At 38.2% G+C, this 14174-nt stretch carries 9 protein-coding genes; all 9 read left to right on the top strand.

Annotated features, from left to right (window positions below; genetic code table 11):
* The first annotated feature begins 63 nt into the window (after positions 1 to 63).
* Positions 64 to 327 (top strand): hypothetical protein, encoded by a 264-nt coding sequence (locus H560_RS0111515; RefSeq protein ID WP_027380183.1) that lies wholly within the window; start codon positions 64 to 66, stop codon positions 325 to 327.
* An 85-nt stretch (positions 328 to 412) separates the two neighbouring features.
* Entirely contained in the window at positions 413 to 1261 is an 849-nt protein-coding gene (locus H560_RS0111510) for an ATPase (RefSeq protein WP_027380182.1), read from the top strand.
* 174 nt (positions 1262 to 1435) lie between these two features.
* Positions 1436 to 3724, top strand: a complete 2289-nt coding sequence (locus H560_RS0111505) for an NADP-dependent malic enzyme (protein ID WP_027380181.1) — start codon at positions 1436 to 1438, stop codon at positions 3722 to 3724.
* Between the two features lie 77 nt (positions 3725 to 3801).
* Positions 3802 to 4047: an HAD hydrolase-like protein gene (locus H560_RS23580; RefSeq protein ID WP_262486272.1), complete on the top strand. Its 246-nt coding sequence runs from the start codon at positions 3802 to 3804 to the stop codon at positions 4045 to 4047.
* A gap of 13 nt (positions 4048 to 4060) precedes the next feature.
* Positions 4061 to 4444: an HAD family hydrolase gene (locus H560_RS23575; RefSeq protein ID WP_262486271.1), complete on the top strand. Its 384-nt coding sequence runs from the start codon at positions 4061 to 4063 to the stop codon at positions 4442 to 4444.
* A 181-nt stretch (positions 4445 to 4625) separates the two neighbouring features.
* Positions 4626 to 5210 carry a Holliday junction branch migration protein RuvA gene (gene ruvA / locus H560_RS0111495; protein ID WP_027380180.1) on the top strand — a complete coding sequence of 195 codons (585 nt, stop codon included), beginning with the start codon at positions 4626 to 4628 and terminating at the stop codon, positions 5208 to 5210.
* Positions 5211 to 5267: 57 nt separating this feature from the next.
* Positions 5268 to 12314: a T9SS outer membrane translocon Sov/SprA gene (sov, locus tag H560_RS0111490; protein ID WP_081413965.1), complete on the top strand. Its 7047-nt coding sequence runs from the start codon at positions 5268 to 5270 to the stop codon at positions 12312 to 12314.
* Between the two features lie 112 nt (positions 12315 to 12426).
* On the top strand, positions 12427 to 12804 hold the full coding sequence (gcvH, locus tag H560_RS0111485; RefSeq protein ID WP_027380178.1) for a glycine cleavage system protein GcvH: 378 nt from the start codon (positions 12427 to 12429) through the stop codon (positions 12802 to 12804).
* A gap of 25 nt (positions 12805 to 12829) precedes the next feature.
* Positions 12830 to 13156 carry a VanZ family protein gene (locus tag H560_RS22710; RefSeq protein ID WP_081413970.1) on the top strand — a complete coding sequence of 109 codons (327 nt, stop codon included), beginning with the start codon at positions 12830 to 12832 and terminating at the stop codon, positions 13154 to 13156.
* Positions 13157 to 14174 lie beyond the last annotated feature (1018 nt).

The raw sequence follows: 14174 nt of genomic DNA, 5'->3' as shown, positions 1-14174 counted from the left end.
TGTACGCCCTGATTGAAAACATACGATCAAAAACATTTTACGCACACTTATAATAATATTTGTATGAAACGTCAAAACAAATACAGAAAATTTCAGCTTCAGCAGAAAAATATTGAAGCTCTTGAGAGAGAAAATTCCCGATTCAAAAGAGTCTATTCAGAATACGAAAATATGTCCGATGAGCTTTGGAACCTTGAGAATTCTACCAATGAACCCGTACCCGATGATTTTATTAATGCAATGATCATTCAGACTTCATATCTTGAAGATGAAATAGAAGATTGGTTAATACAATTCAATCAAAAGAAAAATGAAATTAAACACTAATGATTTTAGACAGCTTCCGCTTTGTTTGTAAAGGCTGTTTAAAGATAAATTCATAATTTAGCATCCTTAAACTAAAATCTAAAATATGGTTGCTATTGTTGATGGTGGCTCTACAAAATGTGATTGGGTAATTCTGGACGACTTTCATAAGGTCTTTTTGAAAACTGAAACCATTGGTTTCAATCCTAATAATATTGCAGCAGAACTTATCGTTCCCGAAATTGAAAAAAATATCAGTCTGGGTGCTGTTAAAAATTCTATAACCAAAGTGTTTTTCTACGGTTCAGGGTGTGGAGTGGCATCAAACCGTGCCATCATTGAAGGAGAGCTCCAAAAGTTCTTCAGCAAAGCGGAAATTATCGTTAAAGAAGATCTTACGGCTGCAGCTTATGCGGCGTTTAACGGGAAACCGGCCGTAGTCTGTATTTTGGGTACAGGCTCCAATTCATGCTATTTCGACGGATCCAGCCTAAAGGTGAAGCTACCTTCGTTAGGCTTCCTTATGGATGACGGAAACGGATGCTCCATTGGAAAACAGCTCATCAGAAGATTTTTTATGCAGAAACTTCCGCAGGATCTCCATGAAGAGTTTCAGAAAGTATACAACCCTTCCATTGAAGAGGTACTTAAAAACATGTATCATACTTCCAGGCCAAATGCCTATCTTGCCAACTTCAACAAATTTGTTGTGGAAAGAAAAGACCATCCGTATTTCAAAAAAATGGTTTTTGATGAGATGATCAGTTTCTTCAATTTTCAGGTGCTTCCGTATGAGGAATCAAAAACGGCCGAGATCAGTTTTATCGGCTCCATCGCTTATTATTACGAAGATATTTTACGTTCTGCAGCTGCGGAACTTCACCTTAATGTAGGGCAGATTGTGCAGAAACCTATAGAAAGCTTAGTGGACTACCATATTAAATACATACTTTAAATAAATATACTTGAGACTATTTTTAAATTAACATTACTGAATGTTCAAAGCATATAGCTTAATTATTTTGACTTGTCAAAATTCTCAATATTACTTTTAGTATTTAAAATTCTTAATGTTAAAAACAAATAATCCAAGATTAATTTCTATATATAAATAAAAAAACAAAATTCTATGTCAAGTAAAACCCACCGCGACGAAAAGAACTTTAATCAGGCCGCGTTAGATTATCATAAAGCGGAACCTAAAGGAAAAATCGAAGTGATCCCTTCAAAACCGCACTCATCTCAGAGAGATTTGTCATTGGCGTATTCTCCGGGGGTTGCAGTGCCTTGTATGGAAATCCATGACAAGCCGGAAACGGTTTACGATTATACAGGAAAAGGAAATCTGGTAGCTGTAATTTCAAATGGTACAGCTGTTCTGGGATTGGGAGATATTGGTGCTGAGGCTTCAAAGCCTGTAATGGAAGGAAAAGGACTTTTGTTTAAAATTTTTGCAGATATCAATGTTTTTGATATTGAAATCAATGAAAAAGATCCTGATAAATTCATCGATATTGTAAAAGGTATTGCTCCTACTTTCGGAGGTATCAACCTGGAAGATATTAAAGCGCCGGAAGCATTTTATATCGAACAGAGATTAAAAGAAGAATTGGATATTCCTTTAATGCACGATGATCAGCACGGTACAGCTATTATCTCTGCTGCAGCTTTAATCAACTCCCTTCAGATCGCAAACAAAAAGATCGATGAGGTGAAAATGGTTGTGAACGGAGCAGGAGCAGCAGCTATAGCATGTACGAACCTTTATATTTCTCTTGGGTTAAAAAGAGAAAATGTGTTAATGTGCGACAGTAAAGGAGTTATCAACCATAAAAGAGAAAATCTTACCCCGGAAAAATTAGATTTCATCGCTCAAACTGATATTGAAACGTTGGAAGATGCCGTAAAAGGTTCAGATGTTTTCATTGGCTTGTCAAAAGGAAATGTAATGACCCCTGAAATGTTGCTGAGCATGAACGAAAATCCTATTGTTTTTGCGCTGGCCAATCCGGATCCGGAAATTGCTTACGATTTAGCCTTTGAGACCCGTAAAGATGTCATCATGGCTACAGGAAGAAGTGATTATCCTAACCAGGTTAATAATGTGTTAGGGTTTCCTTACATTTTCCGTGGTGCATTGGACGTTCAGGCGAGAGGGATTAATGAAGAAATGAAGCTTGCAGCCGTTCATGCTATTGCAGATCTGGCGAAAGAGCCGGTTCCGGAAGCTGTAATTTTAGCTTATAATGTTCAGAATTTACAATTCGGGAGAGAATATTTTATTCCTAAACCTTTCGATAACAGATTGATTACTAAAGTTTCAAGCGCAGTGGCAAAAGCAGCCATTGAAAGCGGAATTGCCAGAAAAACAATCACTGATTTCGATGAATACGAAAACAGCCTTCTCGACAGAATGGGAAGAGATGAAAAGCTGGTAAGAATGATGCAGAGCCGTGCAAAAGCAAATCCAAAAAGAATTACTCTTGGAAATGCTGAAGAATACAATGTATTAAAAGCCGCACAGATCCTTTACGAAGAAGGAATTGCGTATCCAAGCCTTTTGGGGAACAAGCAGTACATCAAAGAGCAGATGGAGCGTTTCGGAATCAATCTTGATGTTCCGATTATCGATCCAAGTGATGATGATCAAAAGGAAAACAGGAAAAAATACAGGGAAACTCTTTGGAAACTTCGTCAGAGAAAAGGCATGAACGAGTACAAAGCAAAAAGATACGTTCGACAGAGAGATTATTTCGGGCCATTAATGTTGAGACATGGTGATACGGACGGATTGATCGTTGGTTTTTCTAAGAATTATGTATCGGTTTTAAGACCTGTTTTAGAAGTAATCGAAAAAGATAAAGGTGTAGATAAAGTAGCGGCAATGATGATGATTTTATCTGAAAAGAAACCTATTTTCTTCGCAGATACATCAGTAAATCAGAATCCTACGGCTGAAGATCTTGTAAATATTGCTAAAATGGCGGAGTTTACAGTGAAATCTTTTGCCATCGAACCAAGAATTGCGATGTTGGGATTTGAAAACTTCGCTGCGATTTCTGATACATCGAAAAAAGTGGCGAAAGCGGTAAGCATCCTCCATGAAAAATATCCGAAAATGGTTGTAGACGGGGAAATTCAGCCGGATTTTGCAATGAATGCAGATCATTTGAGTGATTATCCTTTCTCAAAACTGGGAACAACACCGGGCAATACATTTATTTTCCCTAACCTTGAAAGCGCGAATTTATCATACAAAATCATCAGAGGTATGAAAGTTGCCCAGGTGATCGGGCCTATCCTGATGGGACTGAAACAGCCTGTTCATGTTTTACAGATGAGGTCAAGTGTTGATGAGATCGTAAACCTGGCAACAATAGCTGTTCTTGATGCTCAGAGAAGAGAGAAGAAAAAATAATTTAAACATACAAATCTTCAGGGTTTTTAAAACCTTGAAGGTTTAATTTTACTAAAAAACACACAAATTTTGAAAAGATGAGGTTTAATGATAAAGCCATTATTTTTGATATGGATGGAACGTTGGTAGACAACATTCCGTTTCAGGAAAAAGCTTGGATGGTATTTTTGAAGGAACACGGAATTCCTATGGATCCTGAAAATTTCGCTGCCCAGAATCACGGAACGATGGATGAAATGATCATACGTTTTTTCGGAAATGATCTGCCGGACGGGAAAGTTCACGATTTAAAAAGAACAAACCTATCAGAACCTGTACCGTGAACATATAAAGGAGGTGAACGGATTAACACCGTTTCTTCAAAAATTGTCTCAGAATAAGATCAAAACCGGACTTGCCACCATGGGAATTCCTTCCAGTATTGACTTTATTTTGAAAAACCTAAACATCGGAAGTTATTTTCAGCAAATCACCGGCGGAATTGAAGTGATGAAAGGAAAACCGGATCCTGAAATATTCCTGAAAACACTGGAAAAGCTAGAGGTCGAAAACAAAGATGCTGTAGCTGTGGAAGATTCCATAGGCGGAGTGAAAGCGGCAAAAGAAGCCGGGATGAAAGTGGTAGGCATTACCACATCTCATTCAGAGGAAGAGCTTATGGATAACGGCTGTTTTCTTACAATTAATGATTATTCTAAAGTTGAGGTTATTTTAAATTAAATTTTAATTAAATAAGCTTAAAGTATAAATAATTTTATAAAGACTCCAGATTTTGGAGTCTTTTGTTTTTATGTGAAAATTTTAATTTGATCAATAAAAATTAAGTTAAAAATCATTCTCATGTGAAATGAAAATATTAATTAGTTTAAATTACTATATTTGGGAGTTTTAAAAATTAATAATGATATTTTCACTACAAGGCTTGGTTCAGGAACTTACGCCTACCTACGCAGTAATTAACGTACAGGGAGTTGGTTACTATGTGGGTATAAGTTTAATGACCTCACAGACCCTGGCTCCCAATCAGGAGACCTTTCTTTTTATTCAGCAGATCATTAGGGAAGACGCGCATTTATTGTTTGGATTTAACACTCGTTCAGAGAAAGAAATGTTCAATTTGTTAATAAGCGTTAATGGAGTAGGAGCCGTTTCAGCGCTTATTTTATTGTCCACTTTAAGCCTTGAGGAGATCGCATCTGCCATACTTTCAAAGAACAGCGCGCTTATTCAAAAGGCCAAAGGTATCGGTGCAAAAACCGCGGAAAGGATTATTGTAGACCTGAAAGATAAAGTCCAGAAATTCAGCAATCCGGAGGAAAATATTTCTACATTTGTAAATAATAAAATCAAGGAAGAATCGTTATCTGCATTAGAAGTTTTGGGTATCCCGAAACGAATGAGCGAGAAGCTTGCAGACAGAATTATAAAACAAAATCCTAACATTTCAGTAGAAGAGTTGGTAAAACAAATTTTAAAAAACATTTAACATTTGGTGGCAAATAATAAGTACCTCAATATTTTTTTGTTCATGTCGTTCTTGTGTATGTCAGTGAGTGTCTTTGCACAGCAGAGGCCGCCTGTAAGAGACACGGCAATTATAAAGAAAGACTATCAGCTGGCGGATCCCACGCAGTACGAAGCCTATTACGACATAAAAACCGGCATGTATTACGTATACCCGAAAATCGGGAATACCATTACAGGACCTCCTACAGCCATGTCTCCCGAAGATTACAAGGAGTTCATGATGGAAGCCCAGACAAAGGCCTATTATAAAGAAAAATCAGACCGATACAGTCTGATGTTCAGGAAAGACAAAAGCGATGCCGCAAGAAAAGGTCTTATTCCTTCTCTTACGATCAACAACAGGCTTTTTGAAACCATTTTCGGGAGCAATAAGATCGAAATTATCCCTTCCGGATATGCCTCTTTTGATTTTGCAGGGTTATACCAGAAGATCGACAATCCCTTAATTTTACCTCAAAACAGAACGAGTTTCACCTTTGATATTGATCAGCGGATTCAGCTGGGCTTAATTGGGAAAGTGGGGGAAAATCTTCAGCTTAAAGCCAATTATGACACGCAGAGCGGTTTTGCCTTTGAGAACAGAATGAATTTGGTTTGGCAGGCAAAAGGAAGCTGGAAAGACCTGCAGCAGAAAGGTCTGGATGATGTAGACAAGCCCAACTCTGGAGGTGAGGACAAAATCATTAAAAGAGTAGAATTTGGTAACGTAAGCATGCCGCTGTCAACGAGTTTGATACGCGGTTCTCAATCATTATTCGGGGTTAAAACCGAGTTCCAACTGGGAAAAACATACGGTACGGTTGTACTTTCCCAACAGCAGGGTGAAGCCAGGAATATTACAGTTCAGGGCGGTGGTGTCATGAATAATTTTAAGCTTAGCGCCATAGATTATGAAGATAACCAGCACTACTTTTTAGGACATTACTTCTTAAATAATTACGATAATTCATTATTAAATTATCCGCAGATCAACTCAAAAATCAGCATCACAAGGATGGAAGTGTGGGTATTGGATCAGGGGAACAGCAACCTGCAGTACCAGAAAAGTATTGTGGGGATAAGAGATTTAGGTGACGGCGCTGGCCTTCCGAATAATGACCAGACCGGCTTTAATTTATACTCAACTGTAAATGCACTTCCGGGAATTAGGGATGCAAGTACGGCTTATAATGCCATCAAAGGAAATAACCTTCCTGTTGCTACGGGTGGTACGGAAACGTATGTAGACGGGGAGCATTTTATTTTTAACAAAAAAGCAAGAAGGCTTAATCAGAATGAATATGTATTGCAGCCACAGTTAGGATATATTTCATTAAACCAAAAATTAAATGACAACCAGCTTTTGGCGGTTTCATTCTCCTATACTGTCAATGGAAGTAACCAAGTGTACAAAGTGGGGGAATTCTCCGAAGAAAGTACAGTTTTGGTGACCAAACTTTTGAAGCCGAATACTACCGTTAAAACCACCTCGCCAATGTGGGATTTGATGATGAAAAACATCTATTCCCTGGATGCAGGACAGGTAAATCAGGACGGATTTATCCTAAACGTTTTATACAGAGATCCACAATCCGGAGGTAAGGTAAATTATCTTCCGGTTAACAATAACGATCAGGTTAGAAGCCAGCCTTTAATCAAGCTATTAAACTGGGACAGACTCAACGTAAACGGAGACTTACAAAACAATGGTAGTTCTACCGGAGATGGTATTTTTGACTTTGTAAACGGTATTACCATCAGGCCGGAAACGGGAAGGGTGATTTTCACGAAAGTTCAGCCTTTCGGAAATTATATTACTTCTGTGATTGGTTCCAATGATCCGCAATTCGTCTTTACAGACCTTTACGAGCAGCAGAAACAGGTTGCTACATCAAGTAACCTTGCACAGCGATATACCATCGAAGGACGTTATAAAGGAACGCAGGGACAGGGAATTTCATTGGGAGCGGTAAATGTGCCTCAAGGTTCGGTAAAAGTTTCCGCAAACGGGGTTCAGCTGACGGAAGGTATCGACTATACCGTGGATTATCTGTTAGGAACAGTGACCATCATCAATGAACAGGTGAAGCAGTCCGGCCAGGCAATCAATATTTCATTAGAAAACCAATTGACATTTAATACCCAGAGAAAAAGATTCTTAGGATTAAATTTAGAAAGAAGGTTTAATGAAAACTTTATTTTAGGAGGTACGGTTGTCAACTATTCGGAATCGCCTCTTACTCAAAAAGTAAATTATGGTCAGGAAGCAGTAAACAACACCATGGCGGGCATCAATTTGATGTACAACAACCAATTGCCATTCCTGACAAGATTAACAGATAAAATTCCGCTGGTAAATACAGAAGCGCCTTCTAATTTGAATTTCAAAATGGAGGCTGCCTACTTACTTCCGGGATTGAATAAAGGAATTAATGACCAGTCATACATTGATGATTTTGAACAGACCACATCAAAAATTACCTTAAAAGAACCAACAGCATGGAGCTTGGCTTCAAAACCGGAAAAGAATCAGTCTGATCCTCTTTTCCAGGGTGCCGGTAAAAATAATGATATTACGGAAGGATACGGAAGAGGTCTATTGTCCTGGTATAATATTGATCCGAGATTCTGGGGAATTGGAGGTAAGGCTCCAAACGGGATTACACCGCAGTCAGTTTCCAATCACGCTTCAAGAAGAGTTCAGTTCTCTGAGATTTTCAACAACAGAGATTTTGTCGCAGGTGAGCAAACATATACGAATACTTTTGATATTTCATATTATCCAACAGAAAAAGGACCTTACAACGCAAATCCTACTCCTGAAAGTACAACGCAAAGATGGGCCGGGATCATGAGACCGATTACGGTTTCCAACTTTGTAAGTTCCAACATTGAATATGTGGAATTCTGGATGATGGATCCGTATGCAGACGGTAACACTTTAGGTACAGCTCCAAAACTTTTACTACAGTTGGGTAACGTGTCTGAAGACATTTTGAAAGACGGACAAATGCAGTATGAAAACGGATTGCCTACTCCTGCAGCTCCATCTACCACCACCAATTCAAATTGGGGTACACAGCCAAAGCAGCCGCCGATTCTTTACGCTTTCTCAAGCGAAGGAGGAGACAGGGTTGCTCAGGATACGGGTTATGACGGTTTAAATTCTGATCAGGAAGCAGCTTTATTCGGGAACACTTTTGTGAATCCTGTTACCAATATTTCTGACCCTGCGGTAGATGATTTTGTATTTTATTTGTCTGATAAGTTTACAGGAAATCAGGCTTCATCTGTAATTCAGCGATACAAGTATTTCAGAGGCCCGGAAGGAAACTCTCAAAGCAATTCTTTGGAGGTAGCTTCTCAGACTCCTGATGCAGAAGATATCAATAAAGATTATAACTTGGATCAAAGTGAAAGTTATAATCAATATGAGGTTAATTTAGACCAGCCAAGCTTAGCTTTAGGTCAGAATAATATCGTAGATGTTAAAACCGTAGAAGCACAGTTCCAGAATGGGCAGACTTCTCAGGTGAAATGGTATTTATTCAGAATTCCTGTTTCGCAATATGTTAATACAGCAGGTGATCATGATCCTTCAATTCTTAACAATGTAAGATTTGCGAGATTATTATTAAAAGGTTTTGATCAAACTTCAACCTTGAGATTCGGAACGATGGATTTGGTAAGATCAGATTGGAGAAAATACCCTAAAAATATTGCACAATTCGGTCAGACACCTCCGGATCCGGCAACCGATGAGGGTAGTATAATTGAAGATACAAGTAACCTTGAAGTAGGAAGTGTAAATATTGAGGAAAATGCGTTGAACCAGCCCCCTTATGTTTTACCTCCGGGAATAGACAGACAAATTTTAAGCGGAAATGCAGGAGCACAAAGACAAAACGAAGCTTCCCTGTATATGAAGATAAAAGCTCTTCCTAATGCACAGTCAAGAGGGGTGTTTAAAAATACTTCGCTTGATATGAGAAGATATAAGAAGCTTAAGCTTTTTGTACATGCTCATGATCCTTCAAACAGAGATGCAAATATTGGACAGATAGACCCTAAAACTAAATTCTTCATCCGTTTCGGTAGTGATGCTACGGATAACTACTATGAATATGAAGCATCTTTAAAACTGACTCAGAATAGCGCAACTGCTCCTATGGAAATTTGGCCGATGGAGAATGATGTAGATCTGGATATTCAGGATTTTGTAGATGCAAAGATAAGAAGAGATAAAAACCATCCGACCCAAATTGTTCAAAGATTAAGAGATGAGGTTTTTGATCCTGGAAATACCTCAAAGAGTATTTATATCAAAGGTCGTCCTAGTTTAGGAAATGTAACCACCATCATGATTGGGATTAGAAATGGTATTGATAGAGGAAGCCTTGGATTTAATCTTGAAAGAGTTCTTTGGGTAAACGAAATCCGTCTTTCTGAAATTGAAAATGATGGAGGTTACGCAGGAAACGCAAGCTTAAATTTTAACCTTGGAGATTTTGCTACGGTGAACACCAGTGCTTCTTATACTTCGGTAGGTTTCGGAAATATTGATTCGAAACCGGCGGAAAGAAACCAGTCTACCCAATCTGCTTTCAGTATCAATACGGCAGTAAACGTGGATAAATTCTTACCTGAAAAAAGTGGAGTTAAGATCCCGGTAAACTATTCATATTCACAAACCATTGAAGATCCGAAATACAATCCTCTGGATACCGATGTTGAGTTTAATAAAGCTGCGAATAAAGAAGAATTGAAGAAAGTAGCAAGAACCTATACTCAGCAAAGAAGCATCGGGGTGGTAAACATGCACAAAGAAAGAATGAACCAAAATAGAAAGCCAAAATTCTATGATGTGGAAAACCTTTCCGTAACGGCTGTTTATAATGATGATTTCTACAGGGATATTTATACGAAGAGAAATTACAGACAATATCTGAGAGGATATATTGATTATAATTATACATTCAAACCGTGGGTGATTAAACCATTTAACAAGATGATCAGCGACACGGCGAAGTCTGCAAAATATCTGAAATGGGTAAAAGAATTCAACTTCAATCCGGTTCCTACAAGATTATCTTTCAGAACGGAAGTTGACAGAAATTACAACGAGCTTGAATTTAGAAATATTGATGCTATTCTTAGCGGAAACTATAATGATGATTTCGGAGCCATCAAAAACAGGAACTTCTATTTCGGGTGGCAGTACGGTTTAGGATTCAACTTTACAAAATCTTTAAAGCTTGAAATCAACTCTGCAACCAGAACCCTGAATGATAATGTAGATGTAAATACCATGGATAATAAATCCATCTTCGGAAACATATTCAGAGCCGGAAGGCCGGTATTGTATAACCACAGGGTTCAGCTGAATTATAAGCTGCCGTTCCAGTACCTTCCGTATTTAGACTTCATCGATGCGGAATTGGGTTACGGATTTACTTACAACTGGAATGCAAGATCTACGGTTTTACTTTCCAGTCCGGACGGAAGCTTAGGTTCAATTGGCCAGAACACCAATGTAATCCAGGCTACAGGAAGTGCTGATTTCACTAAGTTTTTTGGTCAGTTTAAATATTTTAAAAATATTTCTGCAAAACTTCAGAAGCGTAAGCAGGAAATAGACTCATTAAACAACGTCTACACACAAGCTTGGGAGAAAAACAGATATGCCTATAAAAAATATAAGTTTAAAAACAGGCTGACAATGCTTCAGAGCATGGCTTATCTTTTAACATCATTCAAGCAATTGGATGTTAATTATTCTGAAAATAACGGAACCGTTCTTCCGGGATTATTATCTGCGCCAAACTGGTACGGCTACGGACAGACGCTCGGCGGGCCAACAATTGGTTTCCTATTGGGATCACAGGCAGATATCAGAAGAACCGTTATGGAAAACGGATGGGTGAGTGATTCGGAATTTATGACCGATCCTTATGTCCGCATGTCGACAAGGGAATTGCGGGCAAACTTACAGATAATGCCGATGAACGACCTCAGAATTGATATCAGTGCCTTGCATAATTACAACAGGAACTTTACCCACACCGGCTTCAACTACAGGGATCCGAATACAGGAGCTGTGAATCCGGATTATACGTTCGCAAATGATATGGTCACTTACTCCAACTCCGTAGTGCTTCTGAAAACAGCATTCAAAGACGGTGCTGCCATTTATCAGGCGATCAGGGAAAATGCAAAAGCCTTATCATTACAAATGCCGGGGCAGGTGGAATCAAACGGATTCAAAGACGGATATGGAATTTCGAATGCTTATATCTTGATTCCTGCATTCAGGGCAGCAGTAGAAGGAAAGTCACCAAAACAAATGACCAATCCTAAAAAAGCAGGGCTGCCGATTCCGAACTGGAAGATAACCTATTCAGGATTAAGAAACGTTCCGATTATTAACGGGCAGTTCTCTAAATTTGATATTTTGCATTCTTATCAGGCAACTTATACTGCTACAGGTATTCAGTCAAGTATTGATTACTTTAACAGTCTTAATGCTTATGATGCGACCCAAAGAGATATCAATGATGATTATATTAATCCGTTTACCTTCGCTCAGGTGGGTTATGTAGAAAACTTCTCACCACTGATCGGGGTAGATGTTACCATGAGAAATAACATGCAGTTCGGTATCCAGTACAACAGATTAAGAACATTGTTATTAGGATTGGTAAACCATACATTGACAGAAGATTCAAACAGTGAATATGTGGTAAGGGTAGGATACATCATCAGAAACTTCAGATTGGGAATGACCAATGTAAGAGGAAGAGGGAAAGGAAAAGGAAGCGATCTGAATATCAGGGGAGACTTCTCTTTAAGGGACAGTAAGACAAGCATCACCAATATTTTATTAGATGATTCACAGGTTACAGGAGGCCAGAGGCTGATGAACATTAAAGTCTCTGCAGATTATAATGTTTCGGAGAATTTAAATCTAAGAGTATTCTATGAGCAGATGACTTCTAAGTACAAAATCTCAACGGCCTTCCCGCTGTCAACGATCAGAGCAGGTATTTCTGCCACGTTTACATTCGGAGACTCAGGTGGTTTCTAATTAGAACAAAAATAAATTTTAATGTCCTTCAATTTTGGAGGACATTTTTTTTATATCCGATATTTGAACCTTATAGAATTTTGAATACATTTGTACAAATAAAAATTTAAAAATGAATACACCATCAGAATTAAAGTACACTAAAGATCACGAATGGATCAAGATTGAAGGTAACGTAGCTACCATCGGTATTACAGACTTCGCTCAGGGCGAGTTGGGAGATATCGTTTATGTAGATGTGGATACTGTGGATGACGATCTTGAAGGAGGTGCGGTTTTCGGAAGTGTAGAAGCTGTAAAGACGGTTTCGGATCTATTCCTGCCTATTTCAGGTAAAGTGATTGAATTCAATTCAGACTTAGAAGATCAGCCTGAGTTATTGAATACAGACCCTTATGGAAACGGATGGATCATCAAATTAGAAATTGCTGACGGTGCAGATCATTCAGAATTGCTTTCTGCAGAAGAATACCAGGCTGTCATTGGATAATATTTCAAAAATATTCAGTAAGATATTGCCCATTTATTGGGCATTTCTTACTTATATGCTCCTCAGGCCGGGAGAAGAAAACCATGAATATTGGTTTATGTTCAGCGGTATCGACAAAGTTTTGCATCTTAGCATCTTTGCCGCCCTCGGTTTCTGCTTTATGGCAGCATTCCCAAAAATCAAATTTTACTACTTCATTCAGATTATGCTGCTTTACGCATTCCTTACGGAAATCTTCCAGGAAGAAATGGGACTCGGCAGATCTATGGAGAATCTGGACATCGTCGCAGATACTATAGGTTGTCTCATCGGCTATTATATATATAAGCTGCTTATCAAAAGATTTTTCTAAATATGCCATTTCCGTCATTGTGATGATCGGCGAAGAAGCAATCTAAAATGTCCTTTGCATAAATAATTTCTCTTACTGTCCCGATTCCTTAACTCTCACATCATTTTACTTAAACTCTCAGTTTCTCCAATCCTTCTTTTTTCAGGAGCTATTTCCAGTAGGAATTTATACTGAGCGTAGCCGAAGTATTATATCTTTTTTGGGTACGGCCTTTGCTTTGCTGCGGCCGCCCCCAAAAAAAAGATGTCATTTCTATCGGGGCTGGGATGTTGGTAGAGGTGGCTTTGAGAGCCTCAGCCACCATTGAACGGCGGTCTTTTTAATTCAACCCTTCCTCCTTACATACTACAACTTCTATTATACACAAAATTTCCCCTCCACAGGAGTTTTAAAAGTATCAAACACTTTAATTTTCTCGACACTATATAGCAAGGCTCTTTCCGAGTTGTTTTTTATTAATTTAATCAAATTCCATTCTAAAACATGCCTCACAAACAGCAAAACCGCTCATCATGAACCCAAAATTCAGCCCTTATTTCAAAATTCGGTTATTGTGGATAAGTATCATTGCTGTTTTAAACGAAATAATATCAATAAGTTAAAAGCAAAAGTTGCCCACAATAGAAGTAAACAAAATGATATTATGTTAAATAGATTAGGATTGTATTACCCAAAGCCCCTATCTTTGCCCCACTGAAAACGAGAAGTTAGTAAGTAGCGCAGAAGAGCCTTTGGGTAGGCATAAAGATTAGAAACACTTCAAAAAGAGATAATCAGGATAAAGCACTTTTTCATTTAGTTTTAAATAAAAAAAATAAATAAAAAAAGTTGTGGGATTAAAAAAGATTAGTATCTTTGCAGTCCGGTAAAACGGGAAGCGCAGGAGTATTTTGAGAGGGTGTTGGTGAAGGGTTTAAGGTTACTTAAAAAACTTTAAAATTCTTTTAAAAACATTTGGTCATAAAGAAAATAATTTTTACTTTTGCACACGCAAATACGGAGCTGAAACTGACAGAAA

It is taken from the genome of Chryseobacterium daeguense DSM 19388 (genome assembly GCF_000430825.1).
Classification (GTDB): Bacteria; Bacteroidota; Bacteroidia; order Flavobacteriales; family Weeksellaceae; genus Chryseobacterium; species Chryseobacterium daeguense.
The sequence above is the reverse complement of the archived record's forward strand: the minus strand, read 5'-3'. Positions and strand labels throughout refer to the sequence as shown.